The organism is Cellvibrio sp. KY-GH-1, from assembly GCF_008806975.1.
GTDB lineage: Bacteria > Pseudomonadota > Gammaproteobacteria > Pseudomonadales > Cellvibrionaceae > Cellvibrio.
In genome coordinates this window covers 4,941,397-4,960,543 of sequence record NZ_CP031728.1, presented here as the reverse complement: position 1 = coordinate 4,960,543, position 19,147 = coordinate 4,941,397, and the positions used below count along the sequence as shown (strand labels likewise).

Here is a 19,147-nt window from a genome sequence, read left to right as displayed (position 1 = left end):
CCATGAAAACTGCTTGGTACATTTATAATTATTGTGATGGGCGCTTGATGACCCATTCTTGGTAGACCGATGCAAACCAAAACAACCGGGGATGCTTTTGCCGGCGACAATCATACGGGAAATGCCCCGCAAGTTCCATTGATTGGGGATAATGAGGGATTCTTTGCAGTGAGCAGCTGGGGGAATTGAGCCGATAGCTTCGGTTTTGTCGATTCTCCAATTGTAATTGGGGCGCAAATAGATATTGCTTATGACCACAACCGGACATTGGCATTTGTGTGGGTTGGGCAGCAATGCCCAACATGTTGAATTATTGAATAGATTTGTTGGGCATAACTGCCCAACCTACGAGCTGTTTGCGCTATTGATTGCGTGCGACTATCGAACCCGGTGCCCGCGCGCTCGGCGCCTACCCCGAGATCCATCTTGGTTTGGATCAACTCCGATTCGCCTTCAACCCCTTCCACTTGCTCGGCCTGCACTGGCTCGTTGACGATTGAATTAACCGGAGAATCGGTTCGCGCCGCGCGAGCCTGTGGCGCCGCACTATGTGATTCAGCAGCAGTAGATTTAGAAGCATAATCGGCCATGTCAGATTCCTTACCAAAGTCATTTACAATACCGAAGCGAGCAATCAAAAATTTTTTCTAGTTTAGCCATATTTCAAACATCCTATTCAATGTCGCATACCGACCAAGAAGGGAAGTTGGCTAGTGTTCTGCGGACCCAATTTTTCTTATTCTGAAGCACTTGAAATTTCAAATCTGCTGAGCCAGTTGATACGGTCTTTTAGTCTCTTTAGATCCATTCCACCCCTAGCTGAGGGTCTGCTAACAACATTACAAACTATCTCAGAGTAGTTCCTTTCGTTGAAATCTAACTGTTCATTTTTAAGAATTTCTTTGTGTTTCAACAATCTCGGTGATTCACTCTTTTTAAATTGATTATTCTTCGCAGCTATCAGAAGGCCTTCAACTAAGGCACATTCAAAATTATCAATTCTCTTCTTGGCAGACACTATTTTATAGAGATAGTCGATTAGTTCAAATTCCTCTCCCTCGTCCGCGATATATCGTTCATATGCATCAAAATTGAAATGCTTTGAAATTACCAAGAAGACCAACAATGCAGGAAAAATATACTCATTTTCTTTAGCGGTTCTAATTGCAATATTAATACTCGCAAGAAGTTGCTCAATTTCTCTCAATGAAAGCTGAAGACCAGTTGCAAGCATTACGAATACATTTTTTAGATGTTCTTGATCGTACTGAAGCTCAGAGTACTGTTTCCTTGGTGCAAAAAATTTATCCAGCTCTAATGAAGAAAATAGCGAATTGATATAGTTAGCCTTGTCTGGCTCCTTAAGCTGATACTCAAAGTCGATGAACCGACGAAGATACCCATTTGAATCTATTCCATTACCATAGACAGCCTGAATTGAATGTCCTAACTGTTTCTTATCAAGAGCTAACACAAAAACCAAACCTTTTGTGCTGAAGAGATGCTTAATTCTTTCCAGTAATTCTATTGCATAGTTTGGTCGACAGCGATCCAGCTCATCAACAAATATTACTAATGGCCTACCATCCGCTGATTGATTAATAAATTTCGTCAACGCTTCATGAAACTCGAATATTGCTTTTTTTTGCTGAAGGTAATTATCGAGTGCATCACCAGCCAATGAGCCAGTCACTTTCATAATCTCATCTTCTATTATTTTATCAGCATCAATAATTCCCGCAGTTCCAATTTTCACCAATGCAGGAATTCCTCGCTTTGCAATTTGTTTTCCAGCGGCTTTGGCCTTTTCCCATGCGTCGCTTGCCTGTTGATTGACGCCGATGAGACTTTTTAGACCTTCATTCATTTCACCTAGAAAAGAGACTAATGGCTCGTCAGAGAAATCAGTTTCCCAAGCATTAAAGTAAAGAGAAGGCAATTTTTCTGTTTTGAGATGCTGCTCCCACAATCGGATAAAAGTTGTCTTACCTGTACCCCATCGAGAATCAATTGCTATCACTGCTGGAGAGTTTACGTTAGCAGCGAGCAATGACAGATTGAGCACTTCTTCTTTTCTGCCCAAAAGGTCATTTTTGAAAGGGTCATTTGGTTCAATTTTGAGTGGATTGAGCTTTAAATTCAAAATATCCATCCCATGCTTAAGGTAAAATTGATTAGAGGTTTTTTTCAATTTATGTTTAAATTGCTTCAGTGTTCGCTTTGGGCACGCAAGTGACTTTCACGCTATCTTCGACCAAATGCCAAGTCGATTCCGACGCATAACGGCCAAGAGCGGAATTTCTAGCTAAGTTTGCTTGCGGGCATCTTTAATATACATTGCCGAACCATTGCTTCTCATATCAATCTCAAATAATTCGCTTGCTTTTATTAAGTCACTTAGTTTTGCGTAGCCATAATTCAAAGGTGAAAATGAACTATTATTAGATATATATTTAGCAACTTGTCCCATGTAAGACCAACCGTCATCCCCGGAGCTCTGTTCGGCTGCAAGCCTTAGCTGCTTCACCAGATGAGTATCTTTTCTTAGATCACTTCTACCTTTCTTAGCGGGTGGCAGTTGGTCTTCTAGTTTTTCGGATTTGTTTTCAGGTTCAGGTATTAAATTTTCAATATAGATAAAGGGCGAGCAGGAATCGACAAATGGCTTGGGTGTTTTCTTTTGGCCAAAACCATAAACCGGTAATCCACTTTCAAGAATTCTGAGAACTAAAGGAGTGAAGTCGCTATCGCTAGTCATTAATGCAAAAGCATCGACGTTTTTGCTATAGAGCAAATCCATTGCATCGATAATCATTGCTGAGTCAGTTGCATTTTTTCCTTTTGTATAAGCAAATTGTTGCATGGGCCTAATGGCATTTGGATGAAGTTTCTCTATCCAACCGATTAAAGAAGGATTATTCCAGTCACCATGTGCGTGCCTTACATTCACGGCTCCATATTTAGCTAATTCGGCTAACACTCCTTCGATTGAATTATGACTAACATTATCGCAATCAATTAAAAGAGCAATTCTTTTGGGGTCCGACATTGTAACTTCCTTAATTTTTTCTAACGTAGTGATATCAAATCATATTGCACATTATTCGGGCACAGAACAAATCGGCCAAAATCGGGCATCCTTATATTGATGATAACTTCAACTAACCGAATCCGATATCAAATTAGATTTAACATCCTGATATAGCCGCTTCAATTCGTCAAAACCCATATCCAAAATCGGCTCGTACATAAATGAATTGATATGAATATTGGAAGGAGTAATTAGGTTAACCCTTTTCATTATGTCAATATCCTCTGCGCGCTCACTAAACTGGGCTTTATATTTTCCAATTAATTGCCCAGCTTGCTTTTTTGCAGGATCATAAGATGAATCAATTTTGCAAATTTCCTGAATTATATATCTTTCAGTCCAGATACGAATCGACATCGAAAGAACTATCTTTTGCTCTAGATTTATTCCGTCACTTGCATCTAGACATTGATCTGCCGTAGCGAATATATGCGATAAGATCGTAATATTTTCATCCACATCTGGGAACTCAACATTTAACAGTGTTCTTTCGAAAATTTTTTTATAGTCAGCCAGTTTAAGTTGTTCAGTCTGATGTTTATAATGAAGCATATATGTGAGAGCTAAATAATCAGCAGTGTCATTTCCATTTTTGTCTTTCGCGCCTTGGGTGTACTCAACCAAGTTCCTTATAAATGGAATATAGGCAACTTGAATCACGCTTTCTGCCAGCCTGCTTTGCCATCTATGAAATGGATTTTGAATATCAGATTGCTTGAAATCACTTAGTTTGATTCCTTCCTCATTTTTGAAGGCCATTCGGCATTGATCTGCCGGACAAATCATCCGGCTTTCAATAGTTCTTAAAAAGTCAAAGTTATGTGTGAGAATGATAGTTAAGAAATCCGAATCATCGTAATTCACTACATCTTGAAGGTAATTTACAATGGCAAATTTGTTCTTATAATCAAATGACTCTGCTATGTCATCAAAAACAAATAATGTTTTTTTATTAAGCTTCCTTCGAACATAGACTTCAAACATGACATTAAGAATGTACAACGCGCGGGCTTCCCCCGTGCTGAGCACACGAAGCAAGTCATTTTTCTGCTTTTCAGCATAAACTCGCTCTTCCTCACCGCAAACAAATTTAAACCCTAGCGAAGGAGCAATTCCTTTGAGAATTACGTCCGACTTGTTTACAACTACGAGTTGAAATGGCAGGTGTATAAATCGAAGATTAAACTCCTTTATGACAGAGTCCCAGTCATTTGGATTAGAGCGAGCTTCTTTTACTATGACCGCAAGCTCTTCTTTTCCGATCTGGTACATACTGATAAGTCGATCAAAATCTTCTCTTGCCTTGTAAATATATTGCACCCAAAGCTTTCGCTTAAATTCATTAGGATTTCGCAATTCTTTGAGTATATGCTGGTTTTCAGCAATATGATCACGAAAAAATTGCAGCTCTTTATTCTTGAGCTTGGCATTGAAGGTATTAAATTTCTTGACAAGAGAAGAATCATTAATAACCCTTTCTTTCTCGGCCTCAATTTTTTCCAAAAGCGATTTATCTGTATCAATATCTGTTTTTCCTGACCCATTCCTATCATTCAAACGTAAACTATGCCCGGCATTGAAAAAATTATTGGTTTCCAGATTTTGCTGAATTTGAAGGATATTTTGGTACTGAAAATTCCTTCTTAAAATCGGTGATTTCTCAGTAAGCTCGTCATATTTTTTTGCATACTCTTCAATATCGGAAGTGACTGACGTATCTGATATGAATTCAGCAACTTTAGGATCAAATATAATTTTGTAATTTGCATTCCAAAAGGACTCCTCCACAGCGGAGTCAATCTCTGCCTTTAACTTAAATAGTGCATCATAATATTCATCACCAAAAACGCTCTCGATAATAGGATCGAGATTTTCCTTTGATCTTTCTCCAAAGCCAGCCAAGATGCGCAATTTTATTTCAAGTGCTTTCTTTGCTTCACCAATCTCCCTATGAACCGCTTCATATCTACTTTTTAATTCTGAATCTGCCAATAGCGTGGATACCTCATTGGATGAATAATTTTCATCATAAGATTTAACAACGAATATCTCATCACTTTTTAACTGCTGCCCATTGAGTTTAACTTCAAAAACGCTTTTTCGCAGAGGGAAAGCTAAGTCACATGGTTGTTTACCGCCAGCCAAATCAGTCATTGTTTTCGCAAATGATGTTTTCATCACGCCATTTGGTGAGTAAATGGCGAAACCTTTTCGCTTGAATTCAAGCTCAGCTTTCAGTTTTCTTATTCCGTAACAATTCACAAAATTCAGACTTAATCTGTTCACAATTTTATTTCCATTTCCTGTAAATTATTTTGAATTTGGTTGGTGTATTTTTGACAACTAGCTTCTTTATAGAAACATATACAGCTGCATGAACTTGCGTTTTGAGAACATAACGATCACGTGCCCAAAGTCCGTTTTGGGCACATAGGCACCCTCAAAAAGATAGCAGTTCGTAAGCCCGACCTACGACCATAACCAATTTCGGGCCTGGCATATATTACAGCCTATTACCGGTATGCGTTGGCACCCTTAAGCTCAGCACTGCGGTAAACCCGAGGTTGGGTTTACGAAGGCCCTACAATATAAAAACTGTCATTAATTCATCAAGCAATTTTCATATCCCTCGTTCAACATCTTGCCGGAGCGCGCCATAGGGGTGCGATATTGGTATTTATTAACGGAGAAGGATATGCGTCGTTTTCTTGTGCTGGTTTCCAGCGTTTTATTCAGTGCTATTGCCGCTCATGCGAGCGCGACAGAAATTATTCCGGGTACCGGTAATTGGTATTTATTTGATGTTGATCCGCTCATCGCGCAATCGGGAAATACCGAGTGGGTTGATGCGCAAAGTGATGCGCCGCTGGGTTATGTGGGCGATGGCTCGGCATTGGTATTTTCGTTTTCGCTGTTGAAGAGCAGCTATTTAAATATTGTCGATGCAGGTATTGCAGGCGATATGTTTTCTGTGGTGATTAACGGTAAAAAATTCGCTACCTCCAGTGTTGCCGCTGACTCTAGCAATTTTGCGGGTATAGATGCGGATTACGCCTGGTCGCTCGCGGAGTTTAGTCGCTTGCGCCTGCAGCTTGAACCCGGCACTTACACGGTGAGCGGATTTTTACAGCAATCCGCACAGGATGAAATGGGGCTGCCATACATGGCCACTGTCGGCGCATTGCAAATCGTTGAGGCCGATGAGCCAGGTGCAATTCTGTTAATAGGGTTTGGTTTATTGGCATTCGGACTGCGTCGTCAATATGCGTTGCGCGCAACTAACAATCCGGGAGTTTCACTATGAAACTGATCAATCAATTACTCGCACTGCTGTGCATCCCCGCTAGCTCTTGCGCTGTATTCGCCACTGAAGTTCCAGTGAAAATTATCGCGTTTAATGATTTTCATGGGCAGCTGGAAGCACCCGGTAATTTGCGCGCAAATGCGGCCACGGCATCGCCCACCATTCCGGTGGGCGGCGTTGAGTGGATGGCAGGTTATGTGGATTTCCTGAAGGCGCAGAACCCCAACAATGTCGTTGTTTCTGCGGGCGATTTAATTGGCGCGACGCCGTTAATTTCTGCCTTGTTTCACGATGAGCCAACCATTGAAGCGATGAATCGCTTGGGGTTGGAATTTAATGCCGTGGGCAACCACGAATTTGATGAAGGCCGCGCGGAGTTATTGCGCATGCAAAACGGCGGCTGCCACCCGGTGGATGCCAATTCTTGCCAGGGCGCGGTAGTAGGAACACCGGTTCCCTTTGAAGGTGCAGACTTTTCATTTCTCGCGGCGAATGTGTTGGATACCAGTAATCGCAACACCCTGTTCGCGCCCTACGCGATAAAAACCTTTGGCAAAGTTCGCGTTGCGTTTATTGGAATGACCTTGAAAGAAACTCCGACCATCGTTTCTCCCAGCGGCGTTGCCGGCCTGGAATTTACCGATGAAGCCACAGCAGTGAATGCGCTCATCCCCAAATTGCGCGCACGCGGCGTGAAAGCTGTGGTGGTACTTATTCATCAAGGCGGAACACAGCCAGTTACGCAAGCAGCAGATACCATCAATTCCTGTGTGGGCGGATTATCCGGCACACCGGTCGAATCCATTGTGAATCGTTTGCATGACGAAGTGGATCTGGTGATTTCTGGTCACACCCATCAAGCCTATAACTGCCGGGTAAAAAATAGCGCAGGTCGTTCCATTTCGGTGACCAGTGCCAACAGCATTGGCCGGGTACTCACCGACATCAACCTGACCATCAACGACAGATCCGGAGACATCACCGCGATTAATGCGCAAAATAAACTTGTGGATCGCTCTGCGACTGGCGTAGTACCCAATGCGGAAATCGCCGCGCTGGTCAGCAAATACCGCACGCTTGCCATGCCTATTGCCAACCGGGTGATCGGCGATATTACCGCCGCCATGCCGGACTCCGGCATTAACAGCGCGGGCGAATCTGCATTGGGTGATGTAATTGCCGATGCACAATTGCAAGCCACCGCCAGTGCAGAAAAAGGCAATGCGCGCGTTGCATTTATGAACCCCGGCGGTATTCGTTCGCCCGGTTTGTTGTATACCTCAAGCGCCGCAGGGGAAGGTGATGGCAAGGTGACTTACGGCGAAGTATTTACCGTACAACCCTTTGGCAATAGCCTCACAACACTGACCTTAACCGGCGAACAAATGCATATTTTATTGGAGCAGCAATTCACCGGTTGCCACGCGGGCAATGCGCCAGCGGAATGGAATTACCCGGCAACGGATACCACCGGCCAAGCGTTTAACCGCATTCTGCAAATTTCAGCGGGATTTACTTACAGCTGGTCTGCCGCCGGCGCCGCATGCGATAAAGTTGCGCGCGAATCTATTCAACTCAATGGAATTGAAATTAACCCATTGCAGAGCTATCGCATTACTGTGAATAATTTTCTGGCAGACGGCGGCGACAAATTTTACGTACTCGCTAAAGGCACCCAACGCCTGGGCGGCGCGCAAGATGTCGATGCGTTGGAAGCGTATTTTAAAAACACAGCGAACGACGCGGATTCCTCCCAACCCGGAGTGCAAATTGCGCCCGGCCCGCAAAACCGAATCAATCGTTTGAATTAATGCCCAACACAACAGGCCGCAATGCGCGGCCTGTTGTTTATGTTTTCAGGTTTATTAAAAATAAGTCCAGGATCGCAAGCGCTTTTCTATTGAACCCTTTCTATCGGACCCTTAATTACAAAAAGCCGGGTTGTAGCTATACACAAACTGGGTCTTGGTTACTGAACTTGTGGAGTTCCAGCTGCTTAATGTTTGCATAGCATCAAACGACTGCTTGGCTCTGTTAACCACCGCCTTGGTGTAATCTGCTGCAGAATCTTCGTACTTAAACGAAACCTCAACCACCACCGGTTTTTGTGAGGGTGTAGGTGTACTGGAGTACCACAAGGTCAAACTCACTTCCGCGTCGATAGAACCAAGATCAATCATTCCACCATCATACACGCGCTCATGAATAGCGAGATTACCAACCAATGCCAGGGCCGTTGAATCGGCGATGCCATAATTGGTATAAAACCCGGGGAAGTGCACATTAATATCTTCAAAATTATTAATCGTGCGGGTATTGGGCGAGGTGGTTGAATGACCATATACAATCACAAACGCATTATCCGCTTTTGCGCCTATATCCGCTTCCAACTTTGTATCCGCTTGATTGCTGGACGCGGAAAGGTCTTCAAAATCTGCAATGTAGGGATCAGCACTGCGAAACTTTAACGTCACCTCAGATTGCCCACCTTCAATACGATCGCGAAAAATGTACCCGGAATTATTCAACAAGCAACTACCGGCCGTATCATAAAACTTCACAGTGCGCACCTTATCCAGCGAAAGGCTGCCAGACACATCGCGCGCAATTTTCGCCTCAACAGCATTAGTAAACGCCGAAAAGTAGCTATTAACCTGAGAGGATTCTGTGGTGTAAGTAAATAGCGCCGGATTGAGCAGCAATTTATATTCGCGCGCGGTTACATCCGGGTTGGCGGCTACCGGACCAGAGGCCATAACACAGCAAAGACCGGAAGCGATCAATTTGAAACGAAACGATAACATTTTCATCGGAAATTCCTTTGGTAGGTGGAAAAGCAGCCCTTCCAGCCTATGCGGTTATCGTTACACTTTTTGGATTAAATCGTTTCAGCAAACTCGGTTTTGGCGGCTACACTGATAGTTCAACCGGATTATCACCCCTCGGGTCCCGGCAGAATCAGGAACTACTATTTCCATGTCCGACAAGAGCCAAATAATTCGCACAGCATTCCTAAAGGCAGTATTTAGCCTTTTGGGATATGTGGCCCATAGCGATGGGCAGATTAATCGCCACGAAATAAAGCGCGTTAAAATTCATATGAAAAAAATGAATTTATCGGAACTGGAACAACGCAAGGCACTTTATTTATTCAAATCCGGCACGCGGCCAGACTTCAACGCCAGCCAGACGATAAAAGAATTTCGGCTGACGACAACGCCAAAACTGGTGCAGATATTGTTGGTGCATTTAATTACCATGGCGCGTGCCGATGGCGGTTTAGTAAAAAAAGAGTTGCATGCAATACTGTGGCTAGCGCGGGAGCTGGGCTACAAAAGTGTGGTGTTTAATCATTTGCTGCGCATGATTTACACACAGGATCAAATAACCCGAATCAACACACCCGGTGCCAACGAACCGCATCAACACACTTACACGGCGCCGCCCAAATCACAGACCACCAGCGACCAAACCTACAGCCACTCAGGAAAAAATAGCACCCACAATCAGCCGGGCCACCAAAGCGCCGATTTACAAGCGGCTTACCATACACTCGGCGTAAATGCAGGAATGACTGAAGAAGAAATTCGCAAAGCGTTTAAAAAGCTGGCTAGCCAATACCACCCGGATAAATTGGCCAGCCAGGGCTTAACCCAGGAGCAATTGCAAAGCACAACTGAACAATTTAAAAAATTTCTCGCTGCCTACGAGTTTATTAAACGTTACAGATCTATGTATGCGGCGCCGGCCAATTAACAGAACACTTAACACAACTACATTAGTACGCGCGTCCCATCTGCAAATACTTCATCCTGAATACCCATCGCTTTTTTCAAGGCGACATCCCTATCCCACTGGTTACGAATGCGCGAAATCGCGAGAGCCTGTTTAAGATTAATATCGCCCAGGTGATACCAGGCCGACACCAGAGGGAAAAATTGCAGAGGCCAATCGGTGCCGTAAATCAAACGCCCCTGCAATTCCGGCGCAGTAACCACCTTGCGCATAAAGCCCAGTTTATTCACTTGCGTTAAACTGGAGATATCACCGTAGAGCGTCGGATACTGCTTAAACATTGGTAAGATACGCTCAAAATTATCCTCACCGTGGGATTTACCCGTTGTTGCAATATGCGCGGCGATTACGGTTACGCCCATGGATAACGGCAGCGTCAATTTTTGTGGATCGGCCAATTCATCGCGCGCACTGCTGAAGGATTTTTCCATGCCAGTGTGCGTTAACAGCGGCATATCCAGTTCAATCATTTTTTGATAAAACGGAATCAACGTTGGGTCAGCAGGGTCGATATACATAATCGATGGCAACCATTTAATTAACACCGCGCCCTTCGCCTTGGCCTGCTCCAGACGCTGGATAGCATCTTTACGGTAGGGATTAATGCTCGCCGCGTAGAGCAGATTGGGATACTTCTGTGTTTGCTCATACACATAATCGTTAGGTACATAAATCTGGGTTAATTGTTTATCCAGATTACCTTCAGCATCAATCACTCCGTCCATCGCCAAAATAACGGTTTTATTCACACTGGAGGAATTAGCAACAGCGTCGCTAATTTTTTTAAACACAATCGCATCACCCTGCTCGCGCAGCTCTTTATGGCTTACGCCCATAGCCATTAAATAAAACGGGAAGCGAAAATTGTTGCGCATTTTTTCGTTAACAAAACAGCCAGAATTACCATACCCCAAGCCTGCAATGTGGGCATGGAAATCGATAATGGTTTTTCCAGCAGGTTTAACATCGCGGTCATGAGCGAAAATCACCGGACTAATGAACACAACAACCAACTGAAAAATAAAAGCCCGTACCAATTTATGAATTGAACCTAACATAAAATGCCTCCTGCATAGCATTCAAGATGTGCGTACATCCTTGATTCGTAGGCTGTACGCAGCTTACTATTTGCCCACAATCGATTTATTACGACGGCGGGTGAACAACAGCGAGCCGAGCAACAGTATTAACACCCACTCCATAGCTCCGCCGCCGCCAGAATAACCCGATGAGCGAACCACTTTAATTTCTTCCGGGCGTTGTTTGGCTTTTTCACGAAATGCAGCCAACTGCATATCCAGGTTTTTAATCATTTCATTGGTTGATAGCTCAAACCCCTTAACACTGTCATCGCGCAATTCTTCAGTAAGATTAACCGGGGTCGAGCGACCTTTTACGATACTGGTACCGGGAGCACGGAATAACATCTTGCGACTTTCAATGTCATAAACCACCGTATCGATCAGTGTATTGGTATCATTTTTTTGCCCGGAGATCAGATACGCACCTACGATGGTCCAATAACTCAGGGACAACATGCCCTCATCCGTAAATTGCACCTGATCATAGGAAACCAGAGCAATCACATCAACGCCGTACATAGTTTTGATTTGATCAAGATTGGTAAAGCTGCCACCTGGTGTCAGGTACGCGGATGGAATTGTCTGGATCTCGCCGATAAATTTTTGCGCTTTAAAATGGCTGGCTATTTTTTCAAGAATGTCCATTTTTTTGGCTTCTGTTAATCCTTCCGAGCCAATGCTACGCCCGGTCCAGAAATTGGTTCCGCCGCCAAGACTTGCTTGCTCCGGCACAAAGGCGACACCCAATTTAATTGGCAGTTTAAGCACAGGAATAGACGGCTGGATAACCGGAGCATCTTCTTTCGGATACAGATATTCCACCACACTACTTTTGCTGCCGATCTGCTGACTGGCGCAGCCGCCCAATCCTAATAACAGCAAACAACTTAAACTCAGAACGCGTAATTTATTCACGATCAAATCCTTTTATTCAGAAGTTACGGACTGGAGCTGGGCGAGACTTAATGCCAATTGTTTCGCTGCACTAAAATCTGTTTTGCCGCTACCTAACTTGGGAATAACATCACAATGATGTACCTGAGCAGGAATCATCATGGGGTTACTATTGATCGCCAATAAACGCTGGCGTAATTCACTCGCGTCTATTGCCAGCGTAGTCAGCAATACAATTTGCTCGCCTTTTTTCTCGTCAGGAATATTAACGGCCACCAGTTCTACATCCGGCTCGGAAACTACCTTTTTAATTTCTTGCTCAACAGCGCCCAGGCTAATCATCTCGCCACCTAGTTTTGCAAAGCGCGAATAGCGATCGACAATGGTTAAGAAACCATCGGCATCAAGGTGGCCTTTATCACCGGTTTTATACCAACGGCGCCCATCCAGCTCGACAATGACTGATTGCGTTTTCTCTGGGTCATTTAGATAGCCAAGCATTACTTGGGTGCCGGAAATTAATATCAAACCATCCTCACCTACCGGCAGGGTTTGCATACTCACTGGATCAACTACGCGGAAGGAACAACCCGGTAACGGTAAGCCAACCGTACCCAACTTGGTACCCAGCTGCACATGCCAATCGTTAGAATCGAGTTGATCAGGAATATTGACGCTGGCTACGGGTGTCGTTTCAGTTGCACCATAACCTTCGTAAATAATTTTATTAAAGCGTTGCTGGAATTCCTCACGTACTTCCGGTGCCAATTTTTCTGCACCCGCCACTACCACACGCAACGACTCCAACATGAGTGACTGCACTTTTTTATTTTTGCTGTACAGGCGTAAGAAGGTTGCGGTTGCGCACATGACGGTAACTTTGTTACGAGAGATGGCTTTAGCAATATTCACAACATCCGTCGGGTCTGGATGACACACAACCGGGATACCTTCAATTAACGGCAGGAATGTCGTTACGGTTAAACCGAAGGAGTGGAACGGTGGGAGGCTGCCCATAACCACATCATCATCGCGGGTTTTTAGTACATCGCTAATTTGTTTGATATTGGCCATAAAGTTGCGATGACTGAGCACAATACCTTTGGGTGTTCCTTCACTACCGCTGGAAAATAATATGGCTGCGGGATCATTCACGTTAACTTTTTTACCAAAGACGCGATAGAACCCATAAGCAGGTAAAATATGCGCTGCGATAAATCCGGCAATAAAACGGAATTTGGATAACTGCTCTTTCAATTGTTCCAGATAAACAACATTCATACCTTGCAACATTGCTGTGGTATCTATTCCGCGACCATTTAATTTATCGATAAATTTTTCCGAGGTATAAACGGTTTTAATCGCCGCATTTTTCACCCCGGCCTGAATCGCCGCGATACTGGTGGTGAAATTCACATTGACGGCGGTTTGGCCATTCAGCAGCACGGCCATATTAGCGATTACCGCCGCGCTGCTGGCGGGCAATAGAATTGCTACATTTTGTTCACGATCCAATTTACGCATTTGCTGCGCGAATGCCACGGTTGCGGCGAGCATTTTGGCATTGGTTAATTCAGTGCCGTTGGTATCGATCACGCATGTTGCGCCCAAATGCTCTTTGGCAGAACGAATATAGGCCAAGGGAATGGGGTCAAATTCCTGGCTCTGGTGCTCCCAGGCATCAAACGAAAGCTCGAATACTTTTTGTTTTAACTGTTCGGCTTTGGTGTCCATCGGCAGCGACTTGCCAAAGGTTACTACCACTTCACGACGCAGACCGCGCGCGGTATTTCTGCGCAATTTTTCACTGCGTGCGCGTGACAAACGGCTACCCCACAAGCCATGCAAATAAAAGGGAACGATAACGCCTTCGACCCCTTCTACAACGCGTTCATAGCCGGTGCGAAATAAACCCAGTGAACCTGTACGACTAATGGCACCTTCCGGGAACAAACACACCACTTCACCGGCGATCAATAACTCGTTAATTTTTTCCAGTGATTCCTTGCTTTGGCCAGCACTGATCGGAATCACGCCGAAGAATTTAAAGATAGGTTTTAAGTACCACTGTTCGTAAATGGAGCGAAGCATCACAAAGCGAACCGGACGCGGGCAAGCAATTTGCACCATGGCCCAATCGATCCAGCTGATGTGATTACCCAACAGCAACACGCCGCCGGTTTTGGGTAAATTATCAAACCCCACGACGCTTACTTTATATTTACCTTGCACCAAAAACGCAGCGCCGATACGGGTTAATGAATGTGGCAATTCGTAAACGGTAAAGACAGCGCCCGCCAACGCCACCAGCATTAACACGATAAAAAGCTGCGCGGAGGAAAGCCCGATACTGGCGAGCAGCATGGTTAAGCCAAGGAAGGCAATCATGCCGATATTTTGGACCCAGTTATTACCGGCCAACACAGTGCCTGCCTCATCGGCGTTGGCGTGATATTGAATCAAGGAGTTCAGCGGAATAATAAATAACCCACCGAGCACACCTAAGCCCATAAATGTCATGGCCATGCCGAAACGTGAATCGAGCGCAGGCAATAGGCCAAGCAGTAAAGCAAAACCCAGCGCGCCGATTGGAATCAAACCCAACTCAATATAATTTTTCGATAACTTACCAGCCACTAAGGAACCAATGACAATACCGATACCGGTACAGGCGAGAATACCTTGAATCACCAGGGTGTTATTTTCATGGAGAACATCTTTGGCGAACGCCGGGAAGGAAGCCAACACCGCTTGGGAAATCGCCCAGAACATGGTAAGGCCAACGATGGACAACCAGATGGCACGTTTGGCACCAAGGGTTTTTAAATTCTGACCAAGGTACCCACCACTTAAATATTTACCCACCTTGAAGGTTTGAGTATGTTTTTGAGTTTCACCCTGGCGATTGGGCAATTGGTAAGCCATCCATAACTCAATTAGAGTGAACGCCACCAGCGCCCAACTTAACGGGGCAATGTGCGCAATGATGGAATTAGCATCGGTGATCACGACATCTTTCAAGAAAATTTCAAACAGCGCCGAGAACACGAAGGTACTGCCGAGGATGGAAATAATAGTTAGCGCTTGCACCAAGCCATTGGCACTGGCGAGATTATTATCGCCAACTAATTCGCGGATATAGCCATATTTTGCCGGCGAATAAATTGCGGCTTGAATACCAAGAATAAGCGTCATCGCAAACGCGAGCCAAAACCAACCCTGGTAATAGGCCAACACAATAATTAGCACCGCCGCTAACTCAGCCCAGGCGCTGTACTGCATGACTTTGTGCTTGGCGTATTTATCGGAAATAAATCCGGCGGGGGAAAATAATAAAATAAACGGAATTAAAATCAGCGCGTTGACCAACGCCGTTAAAATAACCTGGGTATTGCCGTCGTATATTTTAAATACCGTATTTTGAATCACAATTTTGTGACCCAAATCGATAAAGGCATTTACAAACAACACCAGCAGGTAAGGCATAAAACCTTTAATGCGGAACAATGGCAGCACGGTAGCAATCTCCTTAAAAAAGCCTTTAAAACACAGCCCTGAAGTTAAATCCCTCCCAACCTCCCTTTACCAAAGGAAGGAGCTTGAATCCCCCCTCTTTTATGAAGAGGGGCCGGGGGAGATTAAAACGCCCGGCCAGCATGCCCAAGCCTGCAAAGACTTTCTACCTTTTTCTGTAAAGTTGAATTTTTCTAGCCAAAAGGTAGCGTATTTTGCTACCTTTCGTACAACACCCTCCGACAAAGTAATAAAAGCACCCTATGCCGCAGATCAATAGCCTGCTAGTTACCCTGAAAAAGACCCTAAAAAGCCACGGCCTGACCTATGCTCAGGTCGCGACACACCTGGACCTAACCGAGGCCAGCGTGAAGCGATTGTTTTCCGAACAGCAAATTTCCCTGCAGCGACTGGAGCAGATTTGCCAGCTAATGCAAATGGAGATTTCGGATTTGGTGCAGCTGATGAATGACCAGCAGCCGCAATTGCAGCAGCTCACTCAAGAGCAGGAAGAGGAGATCACCCGGGATATAACACTGCTGCTAATTACCGTATGTGTGCTCAACCGCTGGACCCTGGAAGAAATTCTGGAGTGGTACAAACTCAGCGAAAGCGAATGCCTGAAAAAACTTATCCGCTTGGATAAATTAAATATCATCGAGCTGCTGCCCAAAAATAAAATCAAACTGCGTGTGGCCAACAATTTTGGTTGGCGCGAAGGCGGGCCAATCCAGCGTTTCTTTCAGGATAAATTAGCGCAAGAGTTTTTTAACTCACGCTTTGAAGGAAATGATGAATGCCTGTTGGTATTGAATGGCATGCTCTCGCCCGCCAGCAATTTGGAGTTCCAACGAAAACTAAAACGATTTGCACGTGAGTTTGAAGAATTAAATCAGCAAGACAGCAGTTTGCCGCTGGAAAAACGCAACGGTGTCAGCGTCGTATTTGCGATTCGCAATTGGCGCTACGGATTATTTAAACCCTTGCTAAAGAGATAATGACGACCCACTGCATGTATGTGTGCTTACGCACCGACAATCAATAGCCAACTCCATAAACTTGTCAAGCTAACTGCTCGCTCAAATTCACTGTGGTAGTACTGTTGGGATGACAGTCGCAGACGCTCATTGTCGCAGCGCGGAGCATTGGTAGAGTTGAATCATGGAAGTTGCGCAATGGCACGAGATATATGTTTCACTGCGTGCAAGGAAGTATTTTAATGATGCGGGTTGTAACCACTGAGCACTAGGAAAGGGGCCCTGGGATCAGGTAAGGCATTAAGCGATCAGTTTCTTTTTTGACTACGGCATAACATTCACAGCAAAGCTCTTCCAGGTGCCGGCGATCAACAACAGTGATATTCCCGCGAGAATACTGTATAACACCCAGGCGCTGTAATTTACCTGCAGCCTCAGTAACACCTTCACGACGAACCCCCAACATATTGGCAATAAGTTCTTGTGTCATAGTAATGCGATTGGCAGGTAAGCGATCCAGGGATAAGAGCAGCCAACGACACAACTGCTGATCAATTGAATGATGGCGATTACACACTGCCGTTTGTGCCATTTGTGTTATCAAGGCCTGGGTATAGCGCAACAACAACGTGAGCATTTCCACGTGCTGATTAAATGCATCCTTGAATTTTTGTGCAGCGAGTCGATAGGCATAACCGCCACTCTGGACAATGGCGCGACTAGGTGTGCTTTCCCCACCCATGAAGAGGGCCACGCCGACAATGCCGTCGTTGCCGACAATAGATATTTCTGCTGATGCTCCTGATTCCAGGACATTAAGCAGTGAAACAATACAATCCGCTGGAAAATAGACGTAGCGCATCACCTCGCCCGACTCATAGAGCACCATGCCCAAGGGCAAAGGTACCAATTCAAGGTCAGGTAACAGTTGGTCCTGTACTTTGAGCGGCAAGGCCGAGATTAATCGATTCTGGCGGGGATTGATTGGCGCAGGCATTGGGTTTACTCCGACAACATAGGTGTAGCAATTTGCCTCGCCGATACTACGCCAGGTGCAAACAGGTTAAGGTAGGTTTGCACACAGACTACGCCTGATTCGACCAAATAGCTTCAATAGATTTTTTACTAACCGAAGATTTTTAACTAAAAGAGGATAAAGAGAGATGAAGGGAATACTGGGCTTTGTTTTTATAGTATTGGGAGCTATATCCATGTCATCGGCTTTTGGCCCTGGAGGACTAGTGATTTTTTTGCTGATAATGGCTGCCGGTTTTATCCTGTGGCGTGCACACCTTTTGTGGCGCACCAGAGTTTAAACCGAGCGGAAAGTCCTGCTCAATTATTTATACCTGCGAACAGCATAGGTGGATTTTTTATATGAATGTCATTAACAATTCCCGCCACACCAACAATAAATAAAACCCTGGAAATAATGGCGCGGCGTTGATATTCCCAATCGACCTCACCTTGTAATGTAATCCACCCATCATTTATTGAAAATTTCAACACATCTGCACGCACGGGCTCCAAATCAATCAGGGCCTGTCTTACATCGATAAATATGTCATTGTCATTGCGACGGGATATCTCATCCTGTCGCAACTTTTTTTCCAGCCCCAGCGCTGAAGCCTGACGCTTGAGCACAATCAAGCGATTAGTGTTGAACCTGTCAATAAGTTCTGGTGGCCAAGGATCGTTGAATTCCATAAATATGCTCACTACACCGAAGCAGGTTCGCCAATCAGGGCAGCTCCCTGCTTTATCAAACCTCACTTGGCTGTAATTACTCAATGAGGTTGCTCACGCAACTTGTCTAACCACGATTTATGTTGTTGCTGACGCTCACGTTTGAGTCCTTCATCTGTCGCAGATTGCTGCAAATTCTCAATCGGCTTGCGATATTTCAATGGCTGGTAATCTCTACGAATTGCAACATTCAGAGGCAATTGTTCCTCTGAATCTGTATCTAATGGAACAGCTGTTAATACACTAAACAGCTGAGAGTTTAGGTTCAATTTTTTCATACTATTCTCCTATGCGATTAACCGCCAACCTAATTGCCGACGATTTATATTAACCACCTTCAGAAGATACACCTTTTGGGGATATAAATCCGTACGTTGCACCACACACATTCATCGCTGCCCAAAAACAAAAAAACCGGATGCCGATTAGCATCCGGTACAAGGCTCCAAACAACGGAGAACCACACACAAAACGTTTACAACTTACGCAGGCTCAAGAAAAAGCTGCCAAGCCCGATACATCCAGATGCGTTAAACGCGAATAGCCATTAGTTGCCAGCGCATAAACATGTAGATGTACGGCTGTGGATTTAATTCGGCCAGACTGATAATAGCCTCACCTTTTTTATCGCTCGCAGGGGCCAACAGTACAGGATACAAACGGGGGTTAATGATCCCTTCGCGGAGTGAATATTTCACAAAAATCCAGATTCATTTTTCGCTGGCTAAATTTCCCCACAGGCAGA

General features: G+C 44.7%; 16 protein-coding genes. 4 read left to right on the top strand and 12 right to left on the bottom strand.

Features of this window, described 5'->3' with window-relative positions; translation table 11 throughout:
* Nucleotides 1–248 precede the first annotated feature (248 nt).
* The 4 genes from D0C16_RS20850 to D0C16_RS20835 all read right to left on the bottom strand — a co-directional run bounded on the left by D0C16_RS20850 (nucleotide 249) and on the right by D0C16_RS20835 (nucleotide 5,377).
* Nucleotides 249–590: a hypothetical protein gene (locus D0C16_RS20850; RefSeq protein ID WP_151034124.1), complete on the bottom strand. Its 342-nt coding sequence runs from the start codon at nucleotides 588–590 to the stop codon at nucleotides 249–251.
* A 146-nt stretch (nucleotides 591–736) separates the two neighbouring features.
* The gene (locus D0C16_RS20845) at nucleotides 737–2,143 is read right to left on the bottom strand and encodes a P-loop NTPase fold protein (RefSeq protein WP_191968580.1); all 1,407 of its coding nucleotides are present in this window, start codon (nucleotides 2,141–2,143) and stop codon (nucleotides 737–739) included.
* 162 nt (nucleotides 2,144–2,305) lie between these two features.
* Nucleotides 2,306–3,049: an NYN domain-containing protein gene (locus D0C16_RS20840; protein ID WP_151034122.1), complete on the bottom strand. Its 744-nt coding sequence runs from the start codon at nucleotides 3,047–3,049 to the stop codon at nucleotides 2,306–2,308.
* A 108-nt stretch (nucleotides 3,050–3,157) separates the two neighbouring features.
* A complete protein-coding gene (locus tag D0C16_RS20835; protein ID WP_151034121.1) occupies nucleotides 3,158–5,377 on the bottom strand; it encodes a hypothetical protein in 2,220 nt (739 codons plus the stop codon).
* 409 nt (nucleotides 5,378–5,786) lie between these two features.
* Between D0C16_RS20835 and D0C16_RS20830 the strand changes: the two genes are divergently transcribed.
* Together D0C16_RS20830 and D0C16_RS20825 are read left to right on the top strand one after the other, a co-directional pair.
* Complete coding sequence (locus D0C16_RS20830) at nucleotides 5,787–6,395, top strand: PEP-CTERM sorting domain-containing protein (RefSeq protein WP_151034120.1); 609 nt, start codon at nucleotides 5,787–5,789, stop codon at nucleotides 6,393–6,395.
* A complete protein-coding gene (locus D0C16_RS20825) occupies nucleotides 6,392–8,206 on the top strand; it encodes a bifunctional UDP-sugar hydrolase/5'-nucleotidase (RefSeq protein ID WP_151034119.1) in 1,815 nt (604 codons plus the stop codon). Before D0C16_RS20830 ends, D0C16_RS20825 begins: the two co-directional genes overlap by 4 nt.
* Before the next feature lie 111 nt (nucleotides 8,207–8,317).
* Here D0C16_RS20825 and D0C16_RS20820 read toward each other — a convergent pair whose 3' ends face one another.
* Nucleotides 8,318–9,205 (bottom strand): hypothetical protein, encoded by an 888-nt coding sequence (locus D0C16_RS20820; protein ID WP_225318788.1) that lies wholly within the window; start codon nucleotides 9,203–9,205, stop codon nucleotides 8,318–8,320.
* Nucleotides 9,206–9,371: 166 nt separating this feature from the next.
* On the opposite strand from D0C16_RS20820, the gene djlA reads away from it, so the two are divergent.
* Entirely contained in the window at nucleotides 9,372–10,151 is a 780-nt protein-coding gene (djlA, locus tag D0C16_RS20815) for a co-chaperone DjlA (protein ID WP_151034118.1), read from the top strand.
* 17 nt (nucleotides 10,152–10,168) lie between these two features.
* Here djlA and D0C16_RS20810 read toward each other — a convergent pair whose 3' ends face one another.
* The 3 genes from D0C16_RS20810 to D0C16_RS20800 all read right to left on the bottom strand — a co-directional run bounded on the left by D0C16_RS20810 (nucleotide 10,169) and on the right by D0C16_RS20800 (nucleotide 15,682).
* On the bottom strand, nucleotides 10,169–11,248 hold the full coding sequence (locus tag D0C16_RS20810; protein ID WP_151034117.1) for an amidohydrolase family protein: 1,080 nt from the start codon (nucleotides 11,246–11,248) through the stop codon (nucleotides 10,169–10,171).
* Nucleotides 11,249–11,314: 66 nt separating this feature from the next.
* Nucleotides 11,315–12,187, bottom strand: a complete 873-nt coding sequence (gene rhlP / locus D0C16_RS20805; RefSeq protein WP_225318787.1) for a rhombotarget lipoprotein — start codon at nucleotides 12,185–12,187, stop codon at nucleotides 11,315–11,317.
* 12 nt (nucleotides 12,188–12,199) lie between these two features.
* A complete protein-coding gene (locus D0C16_RS20800) occupies nucleotides 12,200–15,682 on the bottom strand; it encodes an acyl-[ACP]--phospholipid O-acyltransferase (RefSeq protein ID WP_151034115.1) in 3,483 nt (1,160 codons plus the stop codon).
* A gap of 260 nt (nucleotides 15,683–15,942) precedes the next feature.
* Here D0C16_RS20800 and D0C16_RS20795 point away from each other — a divergent pair, with 260 nt between their 5' ends.
* Nucleotides 15,943–16,677 (top strand): helix-turn-helix transcriptional regulator, encoded by a 735-nt coding sequence (locus tag D0C16_RS20795; RefSeq protein ID WP_151034114.1) that lies wholly within the window; start codon nucleotides 15,943–15,945, stop codon nucleotides 16,675–16,677.
* 247 nt (nucleotides 16,678–16,924) lie between these two features.
* Here D0C16_RS20795 and D0C16_RS20790 read toward each other — a convergent pair whose 3' ends face one another.
* The 4 genes from D0C16_RS20790 to D0C16_RS24105 form a co-directional block, all read right to left on the bottom strand.
* Nucleotides 16,925–17,653 (bottom strand): Crp/Fnr family transcriptional regulator, encoded by a 729-nt coding sequence (locus D0C16_RS20790; protein ID WP_151034113.1) that lies wholly within the window; start codon nucleotides 17,651–17,653, stop codon nucleotides 16,925–16,927.
* 338 nt (nucleotides 17,654–17,991) lie between these two features.
* Complete coding sequence (locus tag D0C16_RS20785; protein WP_151034112.1) at nucleotides 17,992–18,363, bottom strand: BON domain-containing protein; 372 nt, start codon at nucleotides 18,361–18,363, stop codon at nucleotides 17,992–17,994.
* A gap of 80 nt (nucleotides 18,364–18,443) precedes the next feature.
* Entirely contained in the window at nucleotides 18,444–18,680 is a 237-nt protein-coding gene (locus D0C16_RS20780) for a hypothetical protein (RefSeq protein ID WP_151034111.1), read from the bottom strand.
* Nucleotides 18,681–18,932: 252 nt separating this feature from the next.
* Nucleotides 18,933–19,100, bottom strand: a complete 168-nt coding sequence (locus D0C16_RS24105; protein ID WP_191968579.1) for a hypothetical protein — start codon at nucleotides 19,098–19,100, stop codon at nucleotides 18,933–18,935.
* Nucleotides 19,101–19,147 lie beyond the last annotated feature (47 nt).